The organism is Enterococcus sp. DIV0213h (assembly GCF_051711285.1).
Classification (GTDB): Bacteria; Bacillota; Bacilli; order Lactobacillales; family Enterococcaceae; genus Enterococcus_D; species Enterococcus_D casseliflavus.
In genome coordinates, this window is record NZ_JBIOMH010000001.1 from 1,296,728 (window position 1) to 1,320,927 (window position 24,200).

Consider the following 24,200-nt stretch of genomic DNA (forward strand, 5'->3'; position numbering starts at 1 on the left):
ATGTTGACAAGCTTTTTTACGAGTTTAAGTAACTATCATTTCTTGCAAAATGCCTTGATCACGGCAGTCGCGATCGGGATCGTGGCAGGGGTGATCGGTTGTTTTATTATCTTACGAGGGATGTCCTTGATGGGGGATGCAATCTCTCATGCGGTCTTACCAGGGGTAGCCTTGTCTTATATCTTCGGCGTTCATTTTTTTGTCGGGGCGATCTTCTTTGGGATCTTGGCTTCCATGATCATTACCTATATCGCCAATAACAGCCTAATCAAAAGCGATACAGCGATCGGTATCACCTTTAGTTCGTTTCTAGCTTTAGGGGTTATCTTGATTGGAGTAGCAAATAGTTCGACTGATTTGTTTCACATTTTGTTTGGGAATGTGCTAGCGGTGCAAGACAGCGACAAATGGCTGACGATCGCTATCGCTATCCTTGTGCTGGCAGTGATCATCCTCTTCTTCCGTCCACTGTTGATCACGTCTTTTGATCCGATGATGGCAAAGGCCTTTGGGATGAAAGTGCAAGCCTATCACTATTTATTGATGTTCTTGTTGACTTTGGTTTCAGTGACAGCGATGCAAAGCGTCGGAACGATCTTGATCGTGGCTCTGTTAGTCACTCCAGCAGCAACGGCTTATCTTTATACAAAACAATTGAAGCATATGATGGTCATCGCAGGGGTTTTAGGTGGTTTCGCCTCATTTATCGGCTTGTTTATCGGGTATAGCTTTAATATTGCCGCAGGATCAAGTATCGTTTTGACCGCAGGAGCCTTTTTCGTGATCGGTTTCTTGTTCTCACCAAAACAAAAGACCAGTCCAGTCAAACGCTGGTCAGCGACGGCGGTTTTAGCAACGGCAGCTGTAGCTGGTGGCTTCTTTTTGGCACAGCAAAACGGACAGATGGCCCAAACAGAAGAGAAACTTTCAGTAGTAGCGACCAATTCGATCATTGCTGATATTACGGAAAACATTGCCGGTGATCGAATCGATCTTCACAGTATCGTACCAGTGGGGCGTGATCCCCATGAATATGAACCTTTAGTGGAAGATGTTCGAAAAGCGACCGATGCCGATCTTATCCTTTACAACGGCTTGAATCTAGAAACTGGCGGCAATGGCTGGTTTACCAAATTGATGAACAATGCCAATAAGGTAGAAAATGAAGATTACTTTGCCGTCAGTGATGGCGTGGATGTGCTTTATCTTTCTGATGATGAAGACCACAGCAAAGCCGATCCTCATGCATGGTTAAATCTAGAAAACGGTATGATCTATGCCCGCAACATTGCTCAACGCTTGAGCGAAAAGGACCCTGACAATCGCTCTTTCTATGAAGAAAACCTTGAACGCTACTTGGCTTCATTAGAAGAACTGGATCAGCAAGCGAAGGAAAACTTCCAATCGATTACCGAAGAGAAGAAATTGATCGTCACCAGTGAGGGAGCCTTCAAATACTTCTCCAAAGCCTACGGTGTACCGTCGGCCTATATCTGGGAAATCAATACCGAAGAAGAAGGAACCCCTGCGCAAATCAAGAACTTAGTGGATCAGCTGCAAAACTCAGCCGTCGCTTCCTTGTTTGTCGAAAGCAGCGTCAATACTCGTCCGATGCAAAGTGTTTCTCGTGATGCAGGTATTCCGATATTCGGAACCGTCTTTACCGATTCGATTGCAGAACCGGGAGAAGAAGGTGACAGCTACTATAACATGATGAAGTGGAATCTCGATACGATTTATCAGGGCTTGAATCAATAATGCAAAAAACATCCTTAGCTCGTTCTGGCTAAGGATGTTTTTTCGTCGTATTTTTGTGCTGGAGAAAAGCAAAGAGATAAAATCCGCAGCCCATCAAAGCAGCAAGAAAAGCGATGACAGGAAAGTACAACCCCTGACCGTATACATAGGCTGTATAAGCGAAGAAGGCGATCAAAAACCAAAGCGTTCCCGAGATGAGCATTTTTTGGTTCCTCCTAATTGTTGAAAAGTGTTTATTTAGTATATTTTAACACGGTAGGCGCAAAAAGAAAATCAGCGAATCGAACGTTTGCTGAAACGAGTCGCTGATTTTTTCCCAATTGCACCGATGAACAGTTAAGAAACGTTCAATTGCTGTTGCGGTTCTAAATGGTAATAAAGGATCTCAGGTGGGACACCGAGTCGGGCGGGAATCTTGGTCATACCAACCCCGCTGGAAACACTTAATAAGGTCTCATTGCCTAAAAGGTAGAGCCCATCGGTATATTTCAACGCGCCCTTTGTTTTCGCATAATAAAAAGGCAAGCGAATCTGCCCGCCATGGCTATGGCCAGAAAGAATCAAGTCGTAGTTTGGCAGATTGGTGATCCGAGAAACATAATCGGGTTCATGGAGCAAAAGCAACTGCCATTCTGCTAAGGTTGCTTCATAGGTAAAACTGACTTTCGGACTTTCTATATCGATACCGACAATATTCATCGACGTTTTGTCATCAGAACCAAAAACCGACTCATTATCAAGTAAGGTAAACCCTGCATGCTGGTATATTTCCTTAACAAAGTAATGCCCGTCATTCAAATGGTCATGGTTCCCCATAACTGCGATCTTACCCAGAGGCGCTTGCAATTTTTTCAGCTTTTCGATCAGTCGCTTGGTTGAACGATGCGGCCATTTTTTATAATTATCGATCAGATCCCCCGTGATGATGATCAGATCCGGCTTGTTTTGGATCGTTGATCGAATGATGCGATTCATTCGCCGTGGTTTGTACCAACGAGAAAAATGAAGGTCGCTGATATGGGCGATCACGAGATTGCTTTCTGCTTGATAAAGATCGAAAGCCTTTGAAATATCTAAGACGGTGCGCTTGTCTTTTTTTATGAGGTAGTGCCGTTGTTTGAGAAGATGCGGTTCAATAATAAAGGAGTAAACTAGCAAGCCCGTAAGGAGGAATGCAATAAGAATGAGGGTGTACATGGCGTGGCTCCTTTTTTGATTTGCTAGTTTCTAGCATAGTAGATTCTTACAAAAAAAGCAATCATGCGAAAGCAAAAATAACAAAAAATATCCATCGTATTTCGTTTGTTTCTTCCATGAAAAAAAGATACAAAAGGGGCGGTAATAGCCGACTTTTGTATCCTAAATCGTAATTATTTGATTTTCACCAAACGTTTAAAGCGTGCTTTGTGTTTGACGGGGATCAAAGCCATGACACAATCATAAGGGACGGAGATGATCGCCCATGCGAGACTTTTACTTGAAGCAAAGGGATAGTTTTGCTTTAAGACAAAATGGCCACTGATCAAGGCAAAACCGATACTGCCGACCCACAGCCATTGCGGGTCCCAATTCGTAAAGTGTTGGAGGGCTGTGATGACAAAGGGATAGCCGTAAAAGTACAATGCAGTCAAAACGAAAGTGACATTTTTGGTTAATTGACGCAGGGTCAGTAAGAAAAATAAGCCAGAAAGAACGATACCCAATGGCGGGAACAGACTAACTAAGAAGGAATACACGATGCCCCATACGATCATGCCAGGTCCTTTGACGAGAGCGGCTAAGACAAAGACAAAAAGTAGGAATAAGAGCTGTTGCGAAAAACTTGCTGCTGTCAAAAGTCCGAAGAAACCAACCAATAACCAGTGAGAAAAAGTCGCTGTTTGATTCTTTTGTGGTGTCTGTTGCTGCAATTTTAGCCAGGTAGCAAAATTCGGGAAATCATGCTGGAAATTTCGCTGAAAATCGCTGTTGAATGCTTGATGGGCATTTTGCTGCCGATAGTAATGATATTGATGTTTTAACGTGCCTTTCGTGGCTGCTTTTTGGCCAGAAAAAAAGCGGCCGGGATCAATTTTTGATCGTTCCATATTTCCACCTCCATACGATTTCGTTACCCTCAGTATAGAGAAAATCAGCTTCGGCGTCCTCCAACTTTGGGCGGATTTTTTTTGCTTGCTGAAAGTTTTCTTAAACTGCTGAAAAAAGCGAAGAGGATTCGTTTCTTAAACCGTCAAAATATGCTAGAGTATAGAAGGACTAAGGAGGAGATTTCATGATTTTTGATTCTCATACACATTTGAATGCAGAACAGTTTAACGAAGACATTCCCGAAACGGTCGCCCGTGCGCAAGAACTAGGAGTAACGGAGATGGCGGTCGTCGGTTTCGATCAGCCAACGATTGAAAAATCGTTAGCATTAAGCAAAGAATATCCTGGCATTTACAGTATTATCGGTTGGCATCCAACCGAAGCTGGTTCTTATACCCCACAAGTGGAAACCTATTTGCAAGAGCGCTTGGAACAACCAAAAGTCGTTGCCCTAGGTGAAATCGGTTTAGACTATCACTGGATGGAAGATCCGAAGGAAGTTCAAGAAAAGGTCTTTCGTCGGCAAATGGCGATCGCCCGTGAACATCAGCTGCCTATCAGTATTCATACCCGTGAAGCCTTAGAAGATACCTATGCGATTTTAAAGGATGAAAAAGTCCAAACGATCGGCGGCATCATGCACAGCTTTAGTGGGGACGGCGAATGGGCGAAAAAGTTCTTGGACCTAGGAATGTATATTTCCTTTAGTGGTGTCGTGACCTTCAAAAAGGCGACGGAGGTACAAGAAGCTGCGCAAGTCGTGCCACAAGATCGGCTACTCGTTGAGACTGACGCGCCGTATTTAGCCCCTGTTCCTTATCGTGGCAAGCGCAATGAACCGGGCTATACTCATTATGTAGTGGATAAAATCGCGGAGCTGCGGCAAGAAGCGGTGGCTGATGTTGCGGCCTACACGACAAAAAATGCCCATCGCTTGTTTAGGATCAATGACTAATAAACCGAAAATCGAAGAAATCATTGTCGTCGAAGGCAAAGACGACACCCGCCGACTGCAAGAAGTGTTCGATGTAGATACCATCGAGACGATCGGTTCGGCGATCGATGACACGATCCTTGATCAAATCGAGCACGCCCAAGAGACACGAGGGGTCATCGTGTTTACCGATCCCGATTTTTCGGGAGAAAAGATCCGCAAAATCATTATGGAAGTCGTTCCTGATGCCAAGCATGCCTTTTTACCGCGCAGCCAGGCAGCACCGAAAAGCAAGGGCAGTTTAGGCGTGGAACACGCCAGCCATGAAGCGTTGAAAGAAGCCTTGCGAAAAGTCGTAACCCCGATTGCTTCAAATGAAGTCAGTGAGGGGACCATTGATCGGCAACAGTTGTTAGCGTATGGCTTGATCGCAGGGGCTGGAGCGAAAGAGAAACGAGAGCGGTTGGGGGATCTTTTACGCATCGGCTATACGAACGGCAAACAATTAGAGAAGCGGCTGACAATGTTTCGTATCACCGATGCAGAGTTGGCAGAAGCAATGAAAATAGTGGAGGAAGAATTGTGAAGGAAGAACGAGATATAGCAACCCCCTCAAGAACCAAAGAGATTTTAGCGAAACATGGCTTTACCTTTAAAAAAAGTTTAGGGCAAAACTTCTTAACAGAACCGAATATTTTACGGAAAATCGTAGAAACTGCAGGCATCGACGAGACGACAAACGTCATTGAGGTTGGTCCTGGAATCGGTGCGCTGACCGAACAGTTGGCAAAACATGCCAAGCAAGTGTTGGCGTTTGAAATTGATGATCGGTTGATCCCAGTGTTAGCCGACACAATGCAGCCATATCAAAATGTGAAAATCATTCATCAAGATGTCTTGCAAGCAGATCTGGCAACGACCATTCAGTCAGCATTCAGCGATACGGCTGCTTCATTAAAAGTTGTCGCAAATTTGCCCTACTACATCACTACGCCAATTATGATGCACTTTTTAGAGTCTCAGGTAAAAGTAGATGAAATGGTCGTGATGATGCAAAAAGAAGTGGCAGATCGAATCTCAGCAGTTCCCGGGACTAAAGCCTATGGCTCTTTGTCGATCGCTGTGCAATACTACATGGAAGCAAAACTGGCATTCATCGTCCCGAAAACCGTTTTTGTGCCCCAACCGAATGTTGATTCGGCTATTTTGAAATTGACGCGTCGATCACAACCAGCAGTCGCAGTCACCGATGAAAAAGAGTTTTTCAAATTAACGAAAGCAGCCTTTCAGCTGCGTCGTAAAACCCTTTGGAACAATTTGCAAAATAGCTATGGAAAAGATGAAACAACCAAACAGTGGTTGGCAGACAGCTTAGAAGCAAGTGGGATCGATCCGAAACGACGTGGAGAAACGCTGTCGTTAGCGGAATTTGCCAAATTAAGCAATGAAATGCAAGCGCGTAAAGGATAACTTCAATAAAAACGGATGTTGAATAAACATTCGTTTTTTTGTGTCTTGACACCTCGTGGAAATACCAGTAGAATAAGCAAGACAGAACTGTCATGACACATTGAAGGAGAGAGTATAAATGAAAAATCATTCCATCCGCCATTTAACGATCGCTGCATTGTTGATCGGCATGGGGATCGTCATTCCCATGGTAATGCCCAAAATCGTCATCGGACCAGCATCTTTTACCTTAGCTAGCCATGTGCCCGTCTTTGTGGCGATGTTCTTTTCACCTGCGATGGCGATCGCGGTAGCTTTAGGAACGACCTTTGGCTTTTTCTTAACACTGCCACCAATCATTGCTTTACGGGCATTGTCCCATGTTGTTTTTGCCGTCATCGGTGCCTTTTATTTACAGAAGCACCCAGATATTTTACTAAAAAATGGCAAACCCTCTTTATTGAATATCAAATTTCAGAGCTTTAACTTGATTATCGGACTGATCCATTCTGCCGTAGAAATGGCAGTCGTTGCCGCCTTTTACTTCACAGGAAATGTACCAGGGACCGCATTCGATGGTAATTTCTACTATTTCTTGTTCGTTTTGATGGGGATCGGCGGTTTGATCCATAGCTTGATCGATTTCAATTTGGCTTATTTTGTTGCAGGTGCCTTAAGCAAACAATTTGATATTCGTTCGTTTTCGAAAGCAAAAGGACGCTTTATTCAGAAACAGAAGAAAGCGGCATAAGCGCCAGTTTGAATAGACCCGCTGCCTAAACGGGTCTATTTTTTTGTGTTTAGATTAAGAAAATACTCCTTCCTAAAAAGTTTATTATAGTGAAATAATAAACAGAAATAAGTTATAATATACAAGAGGAGGAAGTAGATGAAGAAGAAAAAGTTAAAACGGTTACTTTTAGGTATGTTCGTCTTGATGCTCTTCTTTCTGCTGATTTTTTATGACAGTAAGAACGGGCAGTCCCCCTTTGAAAAGATAGAGGATGAATTGACACTAGCACTTTCGGATGAAGAACAAACACCAGAGCCTGAATACAGTGAGGTTATTCAATTGGATGTTCCGTTAGAAAATCAATTCGATGAAGTGGCGTTAGGGAACGGCTGTGAGGTAACGGCTTTATCGATGCTCTTGAATTTTTACGGATTTGATACCAATAAAAATCAATTGGCGGAAGAATTAGCGTATGTCCCGCTTTATGAGGATTATTATCACCATGGAGATCCACGAGAAGGCTTTGTTGGAAACATCTATGGCGGCGATAGCGCGATGGGGGTTGACGTAGAACCGATCACCGATGTCGCCGAAAGGATTGTAAAAGAGCAATACGAAGTTGTTAGTGGACGAGACAAAAGCTTTGATGAGATCGTCAAAGTACTACAATCTGGGAAACCAGTTTGGATGATTGCGACGTTAGAATTACAAGTACCGACCGATGCGGATTTCTTTCAATGGAATACCCAAAATGGCGAAATCCTTGTGACGGCATTGATCCATTCGGTGGTGATCACAGGCATCGATGGTGATACGATGTATGTCAACGACCCTTATGGACATAAGGATCGTGAAGTCAGCAAAGAAGACTTAGCAGCGATCTATGAGAAAATGGGTCAGCAATACTTATATTTAGAAGAAATCTAAGAAAAACCCCTAACTTGCCGTTGACAGTAAATGAAAAAACAATTATAATTTTTTAAAATTAAACAAAGAAATCGATAACGTTGAAGAGAAGAGTAGCAGATCAACAAAGGTACAGAGACTCCGGTTGGTGAAAAAGGAGACATGCGGTGATCAGTGAAGATGAGCTCTGAGTTTTTTTGTTGGTTCACGCCAGCAAAACGGCATGCGCCCGTTACAGCGCCAAGTATCATAGTGTACTGTTGAGGTGTTATTTGTGAGAATAGCACGAATTAGGGTGGTAACGCGCATCAAGTCGTCCCTTTTATCCGTAAGGATAAAAGGGCGGCTTTTTTTGTTTTTCACAGCTGAAACTATTCGCCTTCTCTTCAACAAGAAATTTAACTGTAAGGAGTTGAAGCAATGCCGATCATTATTCCCAAAGAACTACCCGCTGCAGCGGTCCTGCAAAAAGAAAATGTCTTTGCCTTACTGCAGCATAAAGCGGCGAAACAAGAGATTCGTCCCTTGAAGATCGCAATCGTCAATTTAATGCCGAAAAAGATCGCCACAGAAAATCAATTGCTGCGCCTGCTTTCCCAAAGTCCGCTGCAAATTGAAGTAACTTTACTGAAAATGAAGTACCACGAAAGTAAAAACACGTCTGTCGATCACATGGAAAAGTTCTATCAAGAATTCTCAGTGATCCAGTCCCAACGATTCGACGGCTTGATCATCACTGGTGCCCCTGTTGAAAAAATGGCCTTTGAAGCCATTGATTATTGGCAAGAACTGCAAGAGATCATGGATTGGAGCCAGACGAATTGCACTTCAGTCCTGCATATTTGTTGGGGGGCACAAGCTGGTCTTTATTACCATTATGGTATCGACAAAGTGTTGTACCCAAGCAAATTGTTCGGTGTCTTCGAACAAGCAGTCACGCATTTTCATCCGCTCGTTCGCGGTTTTGACGACGTCTTTTATACGCCCCATTCGCGCTATACTGGCATCGATGAAGGCCAGCTCGCCCAGGCGCCTTTAGAAATCTTGGCAGCGGGTGTTGAAACAGGGCCTTCCATCTTCGTATCAGAAGATCATAAAAATGCCTTCTTGCTAGGGCATTTTGAATACCACACAACGACCTTGAATGAAGAGTACTTGCGAGACATGGAACGGGGCTTAGCTACCGCATTGCCCAAAAATTACTTTGCCTATGACCGTTTAGGCGGAAAAATTACCAACCGTTGGCGGGGACATGCCTCTTTGTTTTTCAGCAATTGGATCAATGAAACCTATTTGCGAACGCCGTATGACCTGTCCGTCACGCCGACGAAAGAAGGTTACCGAATTGGCAGTGAGCCAGAAGGTCGGGTGAGTATCAATGACGATTGAGCATTTTCTCTCCCACTATGCTAGACAGCGAAAAGGCACTGATTCTTTAAAATGGGATCTTGTTGATCAACGGTTCCAAGGAGAAAAGCTTTTGCCTTTATGGGTAGCTGATATGGATTTTGCTGCACCAAAGGCAGTGGAAGAAGCCTTGCAGCAACTGGTTGCTCAAGGAACCTTTGGCTATGCGATTCCCCCCTCAGGCTATTTTTTAGCCTATCAAGCTTGGCAAGAGCGCCACTGGGGGACGAAATTCGAAGAAAAATGGCTCTCGTTTTCCACAGGGGTCGTCCAATCTTTGGTTGATTTGCTTCATTGTTTCACAGAACCAGACGATGGCATCTTGATCCAGCCGCCCGTCTATTATCCCTTTTTTGACAGCATCAAAGAGACGAAAAGGCGCTTGATAGAAGCACCCTTGCAAAAGGTAGGGAATTTTTATCAAATCGATTTTGCTGCTTTTGAAGCCAAAATCATTGAAGAAAAAGTGAAACTATTTATTCTCTGCTCCCCCCACAATCCAGTAGGGCGGGTCTGGCAAGAGAAAGAACTGCATCAATTATTGGCCATTTGCCAAAAACATGAGGTTGTCGTGATCGCCGACGAGATCCATCGTGAGCTGATACTCGGTGAGCAGCAATTTGTTTCAGCCGTGACAGTGGCACAGGGGGTCGGCTTTGAGAAGCTGATCGTTCTGGATTCGCCCTCAAAAACTTTCAACTTAGCAGGATTATTGCTCTCTCATGTTTGGATTCCTGATTTAGAGATGCGCAGAGCCTATCAGGCTTGGTGTCGACAATACAAGCAGACGGAAGTCAATCATTTGGGATTGGTGGCTGCGAAAGCCGCGTATGAATCGGGGGATCAATGGCTAGCGGACCTGCTTTTGGTGATTGCTGCCAATGAACAAATGGTCCGCCAGCAACTGCAAGAAGCATTTCCCAAAATTGAGCTGCTGCCATTAGAAGGAACCTATCTTCTCTGGGTCGATCTGCGGCAAGTCATTGCCAAAGAACGAACCAAGCACGTGATCCAAGATACTGCCGGTCTGGCAGTCGACTATGGGGAATGGTTTTCACAAGACGGTCAGGGCTTGATTCGTCTGAATCTTGCGACAACACCGACGATCATTCAAGAAGCCCTTGATCGCATGATCGAGGCAATCAAAAAGGAGGAACGACATGACGATTGATATAGCAACTTTTCTGGCACAATTAGGCAATCATTCGGATCAGCAAACTGGGGCGATCAGCCCACCGATCTATCTTTCCACGACCTTTGCTCATCCAGAGTTAGGGCAAAGTACAGGCTATGATTATACCCGTACCAAAAACCCGACCCGTGATATCTTAGAAGCAGGTCTTGCTGAATTAGAAAAAGGAGCTCGGGCAGTAGTGACCAGCTCTGGCATGAGTGCGATCGCTTTGATTTTTGACTTATTTACCAGCGGGAGTCGCTTTTTGGTTTCTCGTGATTTGTATGGCGGTAGCTTTCGCTATTTTGCGGAATTGGAAAAAAGCCAACGGGCATTCTTCGATACCTTCAGCACTGTAACAGAATTAAGTGAAAAACTAACTGACGAGGTAACGGCTGTCTTTTTAGAGACCCCAACGAATCCTTTGATGACCGTGACGGATATTGCTGAAACCGCCAAGCTTGCTCACGACCATGGGGCGCTACTGATCGTAGATAACACCTTTTTGACGCCGTTACGGCAGTTGCCCTTAGAAGAAGGCGCGGATCTAGTGATCCATTCAGGCACCAAGTTCTTATCAGGTCACAATGATATTTTGGCTGGCGTCGTCATCGCCAAAGATGCGCAAGTAGGGGAGCGCTTGAATTATTTAGCCAATACTTCAGGCCCGACCTTGAGCAGCTTTGATACGTGGTTATTCATCCGAAGTTTAAAGACGCTGCCGTTGCGCTTCGAACGGCAAGAAGCCAACGCCAAGGAAGTTGGCCGCTTTTTACGAGCCCATCCGGCGATCAAAGAGGTGCTGTACCCAAATGCAGGGGCGATGATCAGTATTCGGGTGCTTGATGAAACCAAAATCAGCGACTTCTTAGCGGCATTAAAGGTCTTTACCTTTGCGGAAAGCCTGGGTGGTGTGGAAAGTCTCATCACGTATCCAACGACACAGACCCACGCAGATATTCCTCAAGAGGTACGAGAATCTTATGGATTGACGCCGGATCTTTTACGGATCTCCATTGGGATCGAAAGCAGTAAAGATTTGATCGATGACTTAGAAAATGCACTGAAGATATTCAAATAACCCAACCACAGATCAGCTAGTGAAAAACTTACTTTTGTAGAGTAATTTTATTGACAGTTTTAGTTGTATAGGATAAAGTTACACTACATATGAATAGTGAGTCCGATGTTTTCGGTTGACGGCAACAGGGATTAACCATTTCTCCTTTGAAAAAGTAGGTTGTTTTGAGAAGCAGAGGGGAAATTGGTCTAGTTGGGCCATTCGACAAGGAAATAGGACGATTGATCTGAGGAGGGAACAAAAGGGGAAAAAAGGGATGAAAAGAAATGTAGTAAATGTGTTGACGACAGGAGTGATTGGGCTGCTTGCCTTGTTTAGCTTGGCTGCCTGTGGCACCAACCAAGCGGATGAAGAAACGACCGTCGTCAAATTAGGTGTCGTTGGCGAACAAAATGAAGCCTGGGAACATGTGCAGGAAGAATTGAAGGAAAACGAAAATATCGACTTGCAACTGGTGAAGTTCACCGATTATCGCCAACCAATCGTCGCACTAGAGGATGGGTCAATCGATCTTCACGCAGCATTGACGGAAATTTTTATGGATAATGTCAACGAAGAAAGTGGTTATTCCAACACGACGATTGCGTATACGACATTAAACCCACTTGGTATTTATTCCGATAAAATCACTGATGTCAGCGAATTAGCAGATGGTGCTACGGTGGCTTTACCCAATGATGTGTCAAATGAAAGCCGCGCACTATTACTCTTACAAACGGCCGGTTTGATCACTTTGGATGAATCAAAAGGGTTACTGCCAACAACCAGTGATGTCACTGAGAATCCCAAAGCCTTGAAATTTGAGCTGCTTGATTCCAATCAAACGGCTCGGGCAATGACCGATGTCGACATCTCTTTGATCAACAACGGCATGGCAGTCGATGCTGGCTTGGTTCCTACAGAAGATGCGATTTTCTTAGAACCTGTGGCTGACTCCTCCACGCCCTATTATAATGTCATTGCTGCGCGAGCAGACGAAGCAGAAAATGATGTGTACCAAACGGTCGTAGCGTATTATCAGACCGATGAAGTAAAAGCAATTATTGACGAAGTTACCAAAAAATCAAGTATCCCTGTTTGGGAATAAAAAGCAAAAAATCTACTATAATTATATAGGAACAGGAAGTAGGATGGAAAAATGATCAATTGGAAAAAAGGTTTAGCAAGTGTTGCCGTCGTCGGACTAGGATTCGTTCTAGCAGCCTGCGGTGGATCAAATACAGAGGAAACGGCAACCAGTAGTGCAGCTGGTGCTGGCGATGATGCAACATTCACTTATGCCATCAGCGGGGACCCATCGTCCACCAACCCGATCAACACCAGTGATCGCTGGGGCTTGACAGTGACAAACATGATCTATTCTCCACTCGTTACAGTGGAAGCAGATGGAACGACGAAAAATGCGTTAGCAGAATCAGTGGAACCGGCGGAAGACGGCCTTTCATTGACCGTGCATTTGAAACAAGATGTCAAATGGTCAGATGGCGAAGATTTTACTGCCGATGACGTTGTTTTCACGTATGAACAAAAAGTCAAAAAAGAAAACGGCAATGCCGATTCGCTTTGGGTCGACGACCAGCCGATCGCGATCGAAAAAGTGGATGAATACACCGTGAAATTTGTGTTGCCAACACCGAGTGCAGCAGCAATTAGCAATATCGCAACCGAAACATACATCATTCCAGAGCACATCTTTAAAGATGTTAGCGACTTTTCGGTCAGTGAACTGCCTGAAAAACCAGTTGGTACGGGTCCATATCAATTGAAAGAATACAAACGTGGTGAGTACTTTACTTTTGAAGCCAATGAAAACTATTATGGCGGCAAGCCTTCGATTCAAAACGTGACCTTGCGGATCATTGAAAGTACTGATACGGCCAAAGTTGCTTTGCAAAAAGGGGAAGTTGACGCAGCCGTTGTTTTGCCTTCAGATATTGAAGACTTAGATGATACGCAAATTTCTGTTTATCCCTATACAGAAAACCGCATCGGATACTTAGGCTTAAATACTCATTCAGATGCATTACAAGATGTGAAGGTTCGTCAAGCAGTCTTGTATGCTTTGAACAAAGATGAATTAAATCAAGCAGCGTATTTAGATGAAGACTATTATGCAACACCGTATTCATTCTTACCACCGAACAATCCATACGTTACCGAAGATGTCGAGAAATATGAAACAAATGCTGAAAAAGCAAAAGAGCTTTTACAAGAAGCAGGTGTCACTGATTTGTCATTGAACTTGGCCTTCAACTCAACTGACCCAGCTCAAACGATCCAAGCTACGTTGATCCAACAACAATTGCAACAAGCAGGCATTACAGTTACCCTTGAAGGGGGCGATGGTACTGCGATCTTCACTGAGTTGAAAAAACCTGATTCAACGAAATACAACCTGTTCCTTGGCGGGTATATCATGGGGAATGACCCTGACTTATACGGCAGTTTATTCGAAACTGGCGGCAGTGCCAACTACTTCCAAAGCAATAGCGAAACCATTGACAATTTGTTTGCGCAAGCAGCAGTTGAATTGGACACAGACAAGCGTGAAGCATTGTACGATGATCTGCAAAAAGCCATTGCTGACGAAGCGATCATTTACCCAATCGTTGACAACAAGAAAATCTTAGCGGTCAATAACCGAATTGGTAATGTAGAAGATGCAGGCTTGATCCCAATCTATACATTCGAAGATATGTCTAAATTGACAATCAAGTAAATCCATTGGCTGTGATAAAGAGGAATCTTTTTTATCACAGCTTTTTTCTATGAAAAAGAAAGAAGGTCAATTATGTTTCGATATATTGCAAAACGAGTATTGCAAGCAATCCCTTTGCTATTTGTGATCTCTTTTATCGTATTTTCACTAATACATATCGCCCCGTATGATGTGATCGATTCCATCACGACACCGAATATGTCACAAGAGCAAATCGATCTGTTGCGGCAGCGCTATGGCTTGGATCAACCCTTTTTGGTTCAATATTTTCTTTGGATCAGAAATGTTCTTACTGGTAATCTTGGCTTTTCGTTGGTTTCTCAAAGCAGCATTTCACAAGAACTTGCGACTCGGATCCCGAATACGATGCGGCTAGTGATCCCTGCATATTTGACGGCTTTATTGCTGGCGATCATTTTAGGTCTGTTAGCCGCTGCCAACAAAGGAAAGATTTGGGATCGGATCATTGACGCTGTAGCATCTCTAGGGATCGCCGTGCCGACCTTCTGGTTTGCGATGATCTTGATTTATGTATTTGGTTACTTATTGAATATGTTCCCGATCATTGGCATGTATACAGTCGGCAAAGAAGGGGATTTTGGCGATTTTCTGCAGCACTTTATTTTGCCTTATATCACATTGACTGTCGCCTTCTTCCCAGATTTGACAAGGTATATTCGGGCATCAGCGACTCAGCAAGTATCAGAAGACTACGTGATGGTGCAACGGGCATTCCACGCCAGCAAATGGCAGATGTTCAGTCGTCACATCAGTCGCAATATTTTGATTCCCGTTGTCACCCAAATCGGCTTGGCGTTACCGATGTTAGTTACCGGTGCGATCATTACAGAAACGATCTACGGCTGGCCGGGCGTCGGACCTTACTTGATGAGTGCAACGAAAAGCCTCGATTATCCTGTGATCATGGCGATCATGCTGCTGTCAGCAACACTGGTCATCTTAGGGAATTTGTTAGCGGATGTATTATATTCCGTGGTTGATCCACGTATCCGTAAAGGAGGGAGCAAGTAATGAAACGTTTCAAAAAAATCAGTGAAGTCATGCTTGCTTCGCCCATCTATACTTTTTCTGTCGTTTTCTTGACGTTATTGATCGTGTTATCGCTCGTTGCGCCTTTGATCCCGATCGATCCCAATGCAACGGATGTCAGTAACATGTCACAGCCACCGAGCTGGGCTCATTTGTTTGGGACCGATGAAGTGGGCCGGGATTACTTTATTCGGGTCGTCTACGGCGGTCGGGTGTCCTTGTTTGTAGGTGTGTTGGCAATGATCACTGCGACGTTTATCGGGACCCTTGTCGGTCTTGTTTCTGGCTACTTTGGCGGATGGATCGATAACTTGCTGATGCGGCTCGTCGATGTGTTGTCATCAATTCCTTGGCTGGTGTTAGTGATCGTTTTGAGCGTCTTTTTACGTCCTGGACTAACCACGATCATTATTGTGATCGGCGGGTTTTCATGGATGAACATCGCTCGTTTGATTCGTGGTGAAACGTTAGCAGCGAAAGAACGGGAGTATGTTGCTTACGGGAAATTTATCGGTCGTTCTTCATTCAGTATTATCGTGAAGCATGTTTTCCCAGCAGTACTGCCAACCTTGATCGTTGCGGCATCCGCAAGTATTTCTGGAGCGATCATGACCGAATCAGCGTTGAGCTTCCTCGGATTAGGCATTCAGCAGCCGATGGCTTCGTGGGGCAGTCTGTTGCAAAATGCGCAAAACAGCTTGCAGCGGGCACCATACATGGCGATCCTTCCAGGGCTCTTTGTTATTTTCACCATCTATTCCTTCAACAACATCGGCGACATGATCAAACATGTCTTGCAAAGGGAGGTGTGACCGATGAAGACAGAATTATTAGCGATCGAAGCGTTGAATGTGACGTTTCACAGCAAAACCGGTCCGAAACCGTTAGTCAAAAAGCTGGATCTAGTGATTCCAAAAGGCAAAGTGGTTGGGATCGTCGGCGAATCTGGTAGTGGCAAAAGTATGACCATGAAAAGTGTCATGGATCTTTTGCCTGATAAGGTGACCGATCACTATGCCAGTTATACATTTGAAGGAGCAGCAGTGACCGATCGTCGAACATTACCGATCGCCATGATTTTTCAAGACCCGATGACTTCGTTGAATCCTTTGCGTACGATTGGCTATCATTTGATCGAAGTGATTCGCCGCTCACAAAAAGTATCGAAAAAAGCAGCACAAGAAATCGCCGTCAAAGAGTTAGAAAAAGTCGGCATACCTTTTCCAGCACAACGTATGAAACAATATCCCCACGAGCTATCAGGGGGAATGCGTCAGCGGGTGATGATCGCCATGGCTTTATTGGCGCAACCGAAATTGCTGATCGCAGATGAACCGACGACGGCTTTAGATGTGACGATCCAAGCACAGATTTTGGCCTTGATCAAAAACCTGCAAAGAGAGAACCAGCTTTCCGTCGTCCTTGTGACCCATGACTTTGGGGTCGTTGCAGGAATGTGCGACTTTATTAAAGTGATGTATCAAGGTCGAGTCGTGGAAGAAGGCACCACAGAAGAAATCTTTTATCAACCTGCGCATCCTTATACGAAACAATTATTGCAGGCGGCCCATTTAGGCGACAAGCATGCCGAATTAAAAGTCTTTGACTATCATGAGACATTGGCAGATGAGTTGCAAGAAACGCAGTTATCTAAGACCCATCGCGTTTGGCGCAATCAGGAGGTGACAGAATAATGAAAGAACTGATTCGCGTAGAACATGCGACGAAAACCTTTCGCAGCAAAAACTGGCGCGGCACTGTCAGTGAAGTCCGAGCGGTCGAAGATGTCAGCCTAACGATCCATCGGGGCGAGACATTGGGGCTAGTAGGGGAATCTGGGAGTGGGAAAACCACTTTAGGACGCAGTATTTTAAATTTAGAGACCTTAACAAGCGGGGAGATTTTCTTCGAAGGCAAAGAGCTAACAGCATTGACGGCAGAAGATCGCAAAGCAGCGTATCAGCAAATGCAGATCATTTTCCAAGATCCGTATTCATCATTGAATCCCCGCATGACGGCACTTGAACTGGTGATGGAGCCGTTGTATCATGAAACGAAAGATGCTGCCCGAGCGAAAGCCAAAGAAATCTTAGCGATCGTCGGGATCACGGGTGATGATGTCCATAAACTGCCCCGCAGTTTCAGCGGCGGACAACGACAACGGATCGGCATCGCTCGTGCGGTGGTCAATCGCCCGGCGTTCGTCTTGTGTGATGAACCGACTTCGGCATTAGATGTCTCCATTCAGGCTCAGATCATCCAATTGCTGCTGCGTCTGCAAAAAGAGTTTTCGTTGTCTTATTTGTTCATTTCCCATGACTTGTCCGTGATTCGTCATATCAGTGACCGAACAGCCGTCATGTATCAAGGGAAATTAGTTGAATTGGCACCCACCGACCGTTTGTTTGACAATCCGCTGCATCCTTACACGAAGAAATTATTAGCAGCAGCGCCGATCGCTGATCCTGTGTTAGCAAGAGGTGCGATGGAACAAACGGAGATTCAAAGCACGATTACTTTGACACCATTGTATGAATGGGTCGAAGTTGAACCAGATCATTTTGTGAGGAGAGAAAAACGATGACAGTAGAAACATTGACGATCCATCAAGGAAGCGACAAACTTGAAATGACGACCCCAACTGGCAATTGGGTGTTAGCACGGGAAAAAGGCTATTCGCCAGTCCAAATGCTGGTGAGTGCGGTCGCTGCTTGCGGTGGCTATGTATACGCATCCGTCTTAGAGAATTCAAAAATCACAGCAGAAATCGAAAAGATCGAAGTCAGCTATGACCGAGACGACAACAAAAAAGCCCAACCAGTCAGTGCCATCCACATTCAGTTTTATGCGAAAATCGCTGAAGCCGACCATGACAAAGCGATCCGTTGCCTAAAACTCGTTTCACCAAATTGCCCCGTGATCCAATCATTAGATCCAGCGATCGAAGTGACGGAAACAGTGACGTTTATTTAATCGAAAAAGACTTTGTGTGCCTGAAACCAATAGGCGTACAAAGTCTTTTTTTTGATCAATAAATAATATTCTCCCGAATAAAGTCGATATCTGTCACTAATAGTTTGCGATCGACACTTTTTAGGGCGCCAGATTCTCGTAATTTTTGCATCATTCGATTGACACTGCTGGCAGAGGTAATGCCGCAAAAGCGAGCGATCTCCTCATTGGTGACTTCAAAGTCAATCAAGACACCATCTGTTGTCTGGATTCCGAACGTTTCATACAGCTCATTGATTTGGGTACAGACAGCACCAAATTTGCCGTTCATCAGCATTTGCTGCATCTTTTTCATCGTATCCATCAAGTTTCTTCGATAATACTCTTTGACATAATCCTGCAGCAGGCGATCACGATTGACATCTGCCCAAAATTGATTTCGCACGATTTTGTATAATTCGGCTTCTTCTGATTCAACCCGCACATTAAAAGGGGCTTCGACTTCTTGAGAGGATTCGTCTTTAAACAAAGAGACGATCTCAAAATCCGTCAAATAGCGCAAGTTGAATTCGCGCCCTTCATGGGTCACTACGCTAGTTTTGATGATGCCTTTTTTTAAAATATAGACGTACCGATCCGGGATGCCTTCATATGTCAAGTAACTCTTTTTCTTACGGATAACGACCGGTATTGCTTGTTTTTCTAAATAATCACGTAATATCTGTTTCTCCACCCACGTTACTCCTTCACTTCATGCCAACCCAACATTTTCTGAAAAAAATCTGAAATTTCCTCTATTCATGCTTCATTAAAAGACATTTCTGGTGAAAAAGCAATAACAAATGTTAATGTTTCTTGTTAATGCTCTTTTTTAACAGCAAAAGCGCATTTCAAGCAGAGGAAGTTTCGGTATAGTAAAACGCATCACAGCACAAACAGGAGGAATGGAAGAAACATGTCAGATAGGGAAACCAATCAAGAAGGAGTCGTCAGCTCGTTGCCGTCAACTAAAAATGAAAAACTATGGAACAAAGGGTTTATCACGATTACCTTGATCAATTTTATCGTCTTTCTCGTGTATTATTGTTTTGTCGTCATCACCGCGAAATTTGCCACGCAGGAGTTAGGGGCATCCACTGCACAAGCTGGCTTGGCAGCGGGGATCTACATTATCGGGACCTTGATCGCTCGCTTGTATGTTGGGAAAATTTTAGAATTAGTTGGTCGTAAAGCCGTTTTGCGCTGGGGGATATTGTTTTATGTCATTACCACCGCTGCTTATTTGGTCTCAGTCAACATTTATATTTTAGATGCAGTGCGCTTTTTCAATGGCTTTGCTTATGGTGCCGTCTCGACTGCGGCTAATGCAATCGTCACCGCTTATATCCCAGCTTCCAAACATGGCGAAGGGATCAATTACTATGGATTAAGTACTAGTTTAGCAGCGGCGGTCGGACCTTTTATTGGTATGCTTTTACTACCGACAGTCGGCTTTGATTTCATTATTTGGTTAGCAACTATTTTATCGATCGCAACAGCCATCGCTTGTTTCTGGTTCCCAGTCAAAAACATCCCATTGACGGAAGAACACAAAGCACAGCTGCAAAAATGGTCCGTCAAAAGTTTTGTCGAACCAAAAGTTTTTTTCATTTCTGGGATTGCCTTTTTGATCGGGTTGGCTTATTCCAGCGTTCTCGGCTTCTTGTCGATCTACGCCAGTGACCTTGGGTTGGAAACGGCCGGTGCCTTTTTCTTCATCGTCTATGCACTTTCTGTGACCTTCACACGGCCAATGACGGGCAAACTGTTTGACCGTCATGGCGCAGATGCAGTCATGTATCCCAGCTTTCTTTTCTTGACCCTGGGTCTTTTCTTATTGAGTATTACTGGCAATAGCTGGATGTTGTTGCTTGCGGGTTGCTTTGTCGGCTTGGGCTATGGCACCTTCATGTCCAATGGCCAAGCTGTCTGTCTGAAAGAAGTCGATCCTCACCGAGTCGGCGTAGCGCTCTCCACTTATTTCATCGGGCTGGATCTCGGCTTAGGCGTAGGTCCCTATGCACTAGGAAGCTTACACGGTCTGTTTGATTATTCGCAAATCTACATCTTATGCGGACTGATCCCAGTCGTTGTTCTTGTTTTATACAAATTGTTTTATAAAACGAAACGCGCAGTTGCCGCCGTTGGTACGATGAAGCAGCCAATCAACGAAGAAGACTAACCTCAACCATTACAAAAAGGAGTGTTTCACCATGGATAACAATCAATTGATTATTGAAGCATTGAACAAATTAGTAACGAATATCAACGAATTGAATGAAGAAATGCATGCCATGAAAGAGGTTACCGCAACAATGACCCATGAACAGCTTGCTATCGATCATCAATTACGCGACATCAAATCGGTATTGATCAATGACAATCTGATTGGGTAAATTGTCATAAGGCTTGAAAGGAAACAAGAAACAGGAATGAACGCTTTTTTTGAGAATGTTTCCTGCTCACTTACTGGTGGTAGAAAGATTCACATGAGAAAAGCGTTTTTTTGATGCACAAAAAAAGAAAAGCGAACATTGGCAGATTTTGTACAAGAAAATAAGCAAGAAAAATTGTAGCAGTCCGCGCTTGTATGCTATAGTGTGTCTGGGTAGCAATACCTAAAAAAAATCAGAGTAGGAAATAAAGCGTTAAGTGCTGAAAGGATGGGATGTTGCCTTTCGGACGAAGAACGATCATTCGTTCGCGGTTTTATTTTCGCATTCGCTGCATGAATTTGTAGCAACTCTAAAAGGAGATGCTCGCTATGAAAAGAAAAGTCGATGCACACATGATTGCGGTCATGGGACTTTTGATTGCCTTAATGGTGGTCTTGTCGCAAATCTTGGGGTTTGAAACCTCCTATATCAAAATCACATTTTCCTTTGTACCACAGCTGATCATGGGTATGCTGTTTGGTCCGTTTTGGACAGCAGTTGGCTCCTCATTAGCCGATATCGCAGGAATGGTGATTTTTCCAAAATCAGCCTACTTTTTCGGCTTTACCATCAATGCCTTCGTTGGTGGACTGATTTATGGCTACTTCTTTTATCGGAAAGAAGTCACATTAAAACGAGCGGCGATGGTCGTCTTGTTAAATACACTTTTAATAACCTTGATCTTAACACCGATCTGGTTAGCTATGATGCTGAATATTCCTTTGACAAGCTGGGCGATCTGGTCGGTCCGCTTGCTAAAAGCAGTCATCATGTTCCCGATACAAACTGCGTTGATTTACATCGTAGGGCGTGCGGTACCATACAAACGGCTGATCCGACGGTTCGTTTAACGAGTAAAAAAGAACGATAACATCCATTGAAGTGAATCATCTGCGAATATTTCGTCAGTGGTTCACTTTTTTCTTTCTAAGGATTGGCTTAATCATTCTCAATAACTTGTTTAGAGGGGAAGGGGAACCTATGAATAAAAAAGGACTCGCTATGGGACTGTTTCTTTTCTTGGTCTTAGCAGCAATGGGAGGGATGAAGTGGATGATAGAACAGCAAAAACAGCAAACCGAAGAGCCAGCCATGATCCAGCAAAGCAGCTTGAGGGACGAAACACAGGAAGAAAGCAGGGAAAGTCAGGAAACCACCTCAGTTTCCACGTCAACTTCTGTTTCAACTTCCACGCAAGAACAGCCAGAAGAGGCAATAGCAGAAAAAATCGCCACGATGAGTTTGGAGGAAAAGGTCGGGCAATTGTTTTTTGTGCGTGTGCCAGAAAGCAATCAAATCGAAGAGCTTCAAAAGTATCACTTTGGTGGCTATCTGTTATTCGGCCGTGATACCGAAAATGAGACGGCGGCGAGCTTGAAACAGAAAATTTCAGATTACCAAGCAGCCAGCGCCATTCCGCTGTTGATCGGTATGGATGAAGAAGGGGGCACAGTGACTCGCATCAGCCGCAATCCGAACCTTACGGATCAGCGTTTTCTCTCACCACAACAGCTGTATGCCCAAGGTGGATGGTCAGCGATCGAAGAAGATACAGCAACGAAAGCGGAAATTTTAAAAGCTTATGGCATCAATGCTGGGCTGTTTCCCGTTGCCGATGTTTCCACTGATCCGCAGTCCTTTATCTACGACCGAACCATTGGCATGGATGCGCAGGGCACGAGTGCGTTTGTAGAACGTGTGGTTCATGTTTTACAGAAACACCACGTTGGGTCTACCTTGAAGCATTTTCCTGGCTATGGCAACAATCGTGACTCGCATGTCGAAATCGTCACCGATGACCGCCCGCTATCTGCACTGCGGGAAACGGATTTTCTGCCTTTTGCCGCAGGGATCAAAGCTGGTGCCAATAGTATTTTGGTCGCCCATACGATCGTCAATAGTATCGATAAGACCGTACCCGCCTCTATTTCAAAACCCGTGCATGAGCTGCTGCGAAATGAATTGCATTTTAAAGGGGTCATCATGACGGATGACTTGGATATGGCAGGACTTTCTGAGTTCATTCCGCAAAAAGAAGCCGCATTACAGGCGTTGCAGGCGGGAAATGATCTAGTGATCTCCTCTACCTATCAAGAACAGATTCCTTTTGTGGTACAAGCGGTTGAAGATGGCCGCTATTTAGAAGCTGATTTGAATGCTTCCGTCAAACGGGTCTTGCTCTGGAAAGAAGCATTGCATTTACTTTAAGAAAAAAATAAACCTGCTGTTTCCTCCGTGTAAGAGAGTCGTTCTCTTACTGAGAGGAAGCAGCAGGTTTTTTTTAGATACTCTGAGCCAGTGCCTCTAATTCTTTGGCAAAGGCTTCTTGCCCAATAAAACGCAGATAATCCAGTGCTTTTTCAATCGTGGCCATTCCCAGCATACGATCTCCTTGAAACAAGGCGTAGATGCCTTCGAAATAACGAATCATCAAGCGGATACGATCATTGTCCGGCGGCAGGTGATCGGCTAGATATGTCAGCACATGCGCCAACTCGGCAGGTTTTTTGCGATCGATAAACAAGAAAGCAGCATTCGTCAGCAATTTTGTGTAGATTTGATAATTGATACTTAACGTATTGCTGTAAAAAATTTTTTTATTCAGGTGTTTCATTTGATACAAGATGTACTCGTCAGAAAAGAGGAAGAGCAGATTGGTAAATAAGGAGATTTCAAATTTTCCCCACGTGTCGATGCGTTCCAAGTATTTCTTGATGGTCGCTTCGATGATGCACCGTTCTTCCTCGTCGGTAACCACGCCTTTTTTCTCTAAAATCAAAAAGAATTGACTATACAGGACATAATAGAAGAAATCCTTCGTGGTTTTATACAGCGCTTGGGCTTTGTTGATCAAAGAGAGGACTTCAGAATACTTGCTTTCATAGTAAGCGGTGGTCAACTGTTTGGATAGCTGCTTTTTCTCGCTGACTTGATTGTCATCCAAGCGATACTCAAATTCCTCCAAAGTGACATTTAAGCGGTCCAAATACTGGTGCAAAATATCAAAGGCGATGCGGTGCCCTTTTTGTTCAAAGGTTGCCAGTGTACTGCGTTCTGAAATGTTCTCAACCAATTTTCGCTGTGAGATATTTCGTTCCGTTCGTAACTCTTTTAACAAGTCATTGGCCTTCAAAAAATCCCTCCTAAAAAAAGTGGACGGAAAAATAGTCCAAATATGTTACAGCTTTATTTTGCGGGTAAACTTGAAGAAAGTCAATTAAAGGAGGAGAAATGGATGTTTGATTTTTTTAGTTTTCCCTGGGAAGTTGTAGAACTAATGGCTAACGTTTTTTCTTTCTTCAAATAATCGATCCTTTGTGATTGGTTAGCAATTGATTTTTTAACAGGAAAAAAGTATAAGTGGTTTCACGTAATAAGTTACTGTTCATTCGCGCATTCAAACGCCCTCTCCCCAAACAGCTTACCCTGTCAAGGTGCGTAGGTCTGCCGAATCCCTTTTAAAAAAGGAGCAAAC

The 24,200-nt window shown here is 44.1% G+C and carries 25 protein-coding genes and 1 riboswitch; of the genes, 20 read left to right on the forward strand and 5 right to left on the reverse strand.

The features are described from left to right. The gene (locus IGI77_RS05870; protein WP_438769679.1) at nt 1-1,758 is read left to right on the forward strand and encodes a metal ABC transporter permease subunit; all 1,758 of its coding nucleotides are present in this window, start codon (nt 1-3) and stop codon (nt 1,756-1,758) included. Nucleotides 1,759-1,786: 28 nt separating this feature from the next. Here the strand turns inward: IGI77_RS05870 and IGI77_RS05875 are convergent, their stop codons facing one another. From IGI77_RS05875 to IGI77_RS05885, 3 genes are all read right to left on the reverse strand, one after another. Further along, on the reverse strand, nt 1,787-1,960 hold the full coding sequence (locus IGI77_RS05875; RefSeq protein ID WP_010747796.1) for a hypothetical protein: 174 nt from the start codon (nt 1,958-1,960) through the stop codon (nt 1,787-1,789). Between the two features lie 134 nt (nt 1,961-2,094). Then, a complete protein-coding gene (locus tag IGI77_RS05880; protein WP_438769680.1) occupies nt 2,095-2,955 on the reverse strand; it encodes a metallophosphoesterase in 861 nt (286 codons plus the stop codon). A 173-nt stretch (nt 2,956-3,128) separates the two neighbouring features. Continuing rightward, nucleotides 3,129-3,845 (reverse strand): hypothetical protein, encoded by a 717-nt coding sequence (locus IGI77_RS05885; protein ID WP_015509323.1) that lies wholly within the window; start codon nt 3,843-3,845, stop codon nt 3,129-3,131. Between the two features lie 185 nt (nt 3,846-4,030). On the opposite strand from IGI77_RS05885, the gene IGI77_RS05890 reads away from it, so the two are divergent. The 15 genes from IGI77_RS05890 to IGI77_RS05960 all read left to right on the forward strand — a co-directional run bounded on the left by IGI77_RS05890 (nt 4,031) and on the right by IGI77_RS05960 (nt 18,272). Next, on the forward strand, nt 4,031-4,801 hold the full coding sequence (locus tag IGI77_RS05890; protein WP_005225534.1) for a TatD family hydrolase: 771 nt from the start codon (nt 4,031-4,033) through the stop codon (nt 4,799-4,801). Beyond that, complete coding sequence (gene rnmV / locus IGI77_RS05895) at nt 4,794-5,366, forward strand: ribonuclease M5 (RefSeq protein WP_016608225.1); 573 nt, start codon at nt 4,794-4,796, stop codon at nt 5,364-5,366. Before IGI77_RS05890 ends, rnmV begins: the two co-directional genes overlap by 8 nt. Next, entirely contained in the window at nt 5,363-6,250 is an 888-nt protein-coding gene (gene rsmA, locus IGI77_RS05900) for a 16S rRNA (adenine(1518)-N(6)/adenine(1519)-N(6))-dimethyltransferase RsmA (RefSeq protein WP_005225536.1), read from the forward strand. Before rnmV ends, rsmA begins: the two co-directional genes overlap by 4 nt. A gap of 118 nt (nt 6,251-6,368) precedes the next feature. Then, nucleotides 6,369-6,980 carry a hypothetical protein gene (locus IGI77_RS05905; RefSeq protein WP_005225537.1) on the forward strand — a complete coding sequence of 204 codons (612 nt, stop codon included), beginning with the start codon at nt 6,369-6,371 and terminating at the stop codon, nt 6,978-6,980. A gap of 138 nt (nt 6,981-7,118) precedes the next feature. Beyond that, entirely contained in the window at nt 7,119-7,889 is a 771-nt protein-coding gene (locus IGI77_RS05910) for a C39 family peptidase (protein WP_015509325.1), read from the forward strand. Between the two features lie 399 nt (nt 7,890-8,288). After that, a complete protein-coding gene (locus IGI77_RS05915) occupies nt 8,289-9,257 on the forward strand; it encodes a homoserine O-succinyltransferase (RefSeq protein ID WP_010747802.1) in 969 nt (322 codons plus the stop codon). Next, complete coding sequence (locus IGI77_RS05920) at nt 9,247-10,446, forward strand: MalY/PatB family protein (RefSeq protein ID WP_438769681.1); 1,200 nt, start codon at nt 9,247-9,249, stop codon at nt 10,444-10,446. The genes IGI77_RS05915 and IGI77_RS05920 overlap by 11 nt, the downstream gene beginning before the upstream one ends. Continuing rightward, a complete protein-coding gene (locus IGI77_RS05925) occupies nt 10,436-11,530 on the forward strand; it encodes an aminotransferase class I/II-fold pyridoxal phosphate-dependent enzyme (RefSeq protein ID WP_438769682.1) in 1,095 nt (364 codons plus the stop codon). Before IGI77_RS05920 ends, IGI77_RS05925 begins: the two co-directional genes overlap by 11 nt. A 256-nt stretch (nt 11,531-11,786) precedes the next feature. Beyond that, nucleotides 11,787-12,617: a MetQ/NlpA family ABC transporter substrate-binding protein gene (locus tag IGI77_RS05930; protein ID WP_002307592.1), complete on the forward strand. Its 831-nt coding sequence runs from the start codon at nt 11,787-11,789 to the stop codon at nt 12,615-12,617. A 51-nt stretch (nt 12,618-12,668) separates the two neighbouring features. Further along, nucleotides 12,669-14,249: an ABC transporter substrate-binding protein gene (locus IGI77_RS05935; RefSeq protein WP_368263984.1), complete on the forward strand. Its 1,581-nt coding sequence runs from the start codon at nt 12,669-12,671 to the stop codon at nt 14,247-14,249. Between the two features lie 72 nt (nt 14,250-14,321). Next, nucleotides 14,322-15,281, forward strand: coding sequence for an ABC transporter permease (locus IGI77_RS05940; protein WP_438769683.1), 960 nt, complete (start codon nt 14,322-14,324; stop codon nt 15,279-15,281). After that, entirely contained in the window at nt 15,281-16,111 is an 831-nt protein-coding gene (locus IGI77_RS05945; protein WP_010747808.1) for an ABC transporter permease, read from the forward strand. Before IGI77_RS05940 ends, IGI77_RS05945 begins: the two co-directional genes overlap by 1 nt. A gap of 3 nt (nt 16,112-16,114) precedes the next feature. Further along, nucleotides 16,115-16,993 (forward strand): ABC transporter ATP-binding protein, encoded by an 879-nt coding sequence (locus tag IGI77_RS05950; protein ID WP_005225545.1) that lies wholly within the window; start codon nt 16,115-16,117, stop codon nt 16,991-16,993. Further along, a complete protein-coding gene (locus tag IGI77_RS05955) occupies nt 16,993-17,883 on the forward strand; it encodes an ATP-binding cassette domain-containing protein (protein WP_195960413.1) in 891 nt (296 codons plus the stop codon). Before IGI77_RS05950 ends, IGI77_RS05955 begins: the two co-directional genes overlap by 1 nt. Beyond that, entirely contained in the window at nt 17,880-18,272 is a 393-nt protein-coding gene (locus tag IGI77_RS05960) for an OsmC family protein (RefSeq protein WP_128489566.1), read from the forward strand. Before IGI77_RS05955 ends, IGI77_RS05960 begins: the two co-directional genes overlap by 4 nt. 55 nt (nt 18,273-18,327) lie before the next feature. Here IGI77_RS05960 and IGI77_RS05965 read toward each other — a convergent pair whose 3' ends face one another. After that, nucleotides 18,328-18,984, reverse strand: coding sequence for a Crp/Fnr family transcriptional regulator (locus IGI77_RS05965; protein ID WP_438769684.1), 657 nt, complete (start codon nt 18,982-18,984; stop codon nt 18,328-18,330). A gap of 222 nt (nt 18,985-19,206) precedes the next feature. Here IGI77_RS05965 and IGI77_RS05970 point away from each other — a divergent pair, with 222 nt between their 5' ends. The 4 genes from IGI77_RS05970 (at nt 19,207) to IGI77_RS05985 (ending at nt 22,933) form a co-directional block, all read left to right on the forward strand. Beyond that, nucleotides 19,207-20,472 (forward strand): MFS transporter, encoded by a 1,266-nt coding sequence (locus tag IGI77_RS05970; protein WP_074932126.1) that lies wholly within the window; start codon nt 19,207-19,209, stop codon nt 20,470-20,472. Between the two features lie 31 nt (nt 20,473-20,503). Next, nucleotides 20,504-20,686, forward strand: coding sequence for a hypothetical protein (locus tag IGI77_RS05975; RefSeq protein ID WP_005225550.1), 183 nt, complete (start codon nt 20,504-20,506; stop codon nt 20,684-20,686). Nucleotides 20,687-20,917: 231 nt separating this feature from the next. Then, a riboswitch (THF riboswitch) is annotated at nt 20,918-21,019 on the forward strand. 26 nt (nt 21,020-21,045) lie between these two features. Further along, nucleotides 21,046-21,576 (forward strand): folate family ECF transporter S component, encoded by a 531-nt coding sequence (locus IGI77_RS05980; protein WP_005225551.1) that lies wholly within the window; start codon nt 21,046-21,048, stop codon nt 21,574-21,576. Nucleotides 21,577-21,706: 130 nt separating this feature from the next. Next, nucleotides 21,707-22,933, forward strand: a complete 1,227-nt coding sequence (locus IGI77_RS05985) for a glycoside hydrolase family 3 protein (protein ID WP_438769685.1) — start codon at nt 21,707-21,709, stop codon at nt 22,931-22,933. A gap of 73 nt (nt 22,934-23,006) precedes the next feature. Here the strand turns inward: IGI77_RS05985 and IGI77_RS05990 are convergent, their stop codons facing one another. Continuing rightward, nucleotides 23,007-23,858 (reverse strand): Rgg/GadR/MutR family transcriptional regulator, encoded by an 852-nt coding sequence (locus IGI77_RS05990; protein ID WP_438769686.1) that lies wholly within the window; start codon nt 23,856-23,858, stop codon nt 23,007-23,009. Between the last annotated feature and the right edge of the window lie 342 nt (nt 23,859-24,200).

Coding starts and splice junctions, on each gene's coding strand:
- IGI77_RS05870 (WP_438769679.1), top strand. CDS start 1: ATGTTGACAAGCTTTTTTACGAGTTTAAGTAACTATCATTTCTTGCAA.
- IGI77_RS05875 (WP_010747796.1), bottom strand. CDS start 1,960: ATGCTCATCTCGGGAACGCTTTGGTTTTTGATCGCCTTCTTCGCTTAT.
- IGI77_RS05880 (WP_438769680.1), bottom strand. CDS start 2,955: ATGTACACCCTCATTCTTATTGCATTCCTCCTTACGGGCTTGCTAGTT.
- IGI77_RS05885 (WP_015509323.1), bottom strand. CDS start 3,845: ATGGAACGATCAAAAATTGATCCCGGCCGCTTTTTTTCTGGCCAAAAA.
- IGI77_RS05890 (WP_005225534.1), top strand. CDS start 4,031: ATGATTTTTGATTCTCATACACATTTGAATGCAGAACAGTTTAACGAA.
- rnmV (WP_016608225.1), top strand. CDS start 4,794: ATGACTAATAAACCGAAAATCGAAGAAATCATTGTCGTCGAAGGCAAA.
- IGI77_RS05905 (WP_005225537.1), top strand. CDS start 6,369: ATGAAAAATCATTCCATCCGCCATTTAACGATCGCTGCATTGTTGATC.
- IGI77_RS05910 (WP_015509325.1), top strand. CDS start 7,119: ATGAAGAAGAAAAAGTTAAAACGGTTACTTTTAGGTATGTTCGTCTTG.
- IGI77_RS05915 (WP_010747802.1), top strand. CDS start 8,289: ATGCCGATCATTATTCCCAAAGAACTACCCGCTGCAGCGGTCCTGCAA.
- IGI77_RS05920 (WP_438769681.1), top strand. CDS start 9,247: ATGACGATTGAGCATTTTCTCTCCCACTATGCTAGACAGCGAAAAGGC.
- IGI77_RS05925 (WP_438769682.1), top strand. CDS start 10,436: ATGACGATTGATATAGCAACTTTTCTGGCACAATTAGGCAATCATTCG.
- IGI77_RS05930 (WP_002307592.1), top strand. CDS start 11,787: ATGAAAAGAAATGTAGTAAATGTGTTGACGACAGGAGTGATTGGGCTG.
- IGI77_RS05935 (WP_368263984.1), top strand. CDS start 12,669: ATGATCAATTGGAAAAAAGGTTTAGCAAGTGTTGCCGTCGTCGGACTA.
- IGI77_RS05940 (WP_438769683.1), top strand. CDS start 14,322: ATGTTTCGATATATTGCAAAACGAGTATTGCAAGCAATCCCTTTGCTA.
- IGI77_RS05945 (WP_010747808.1), top strand. CDS start 15,281: ATGAAACGTTTCAAAAAAATCAGTGAAGTCATGCTTGCTTCGCCCATC.
- IGI77_RS05950 (WP_005225545.1), top strand. CDS start 16,115: ATGAAGACAGAATTATTAGCGATCGAAGCGTTGAATGTGACGTTTCAC.
- IGI77_RS05955 (WP_195960413.1), top strand. CDS start 16,993: ATGAAAGAACTGATTCGCGTAGAACATGCGACGAAAACCTTTCGCAGC.
- IGI77_RS05960 (WP_128489566.1), top strand. CDS start 17,880: ATGACAGTAGAAACATTGACGATCCATCAAGGAAGCGACAAACTTGAA.
- IGI77_RS05970 (WP_074932126.1), top strand. CDS start 19,207: ATGTCAGATAGGGAAACCAATCAAGAAGGAGTCGTCAGCTCGTTGCCG.
- IGI77_RS05975 (WP_005225550.1), top strand. CDS start 20,504: ATGGATAACAATCAATTGATTATTGAAGCATTGAACAAATTAGTAACG.
- IGI77_RS05980 (WP_005225551.1), top strand. CDS start 21,046: ATGCTCGCTATGAAAAGAAAAGTCGATGCACACATGATTGCGGTCATG.
- IGI77_RS05985 (WP_438769685.1), top strand. CDS start 21,707: ATGAATAAAAAAGGACTCGCTATGGGACTGTTTCTTTTCTTGGTCTTA.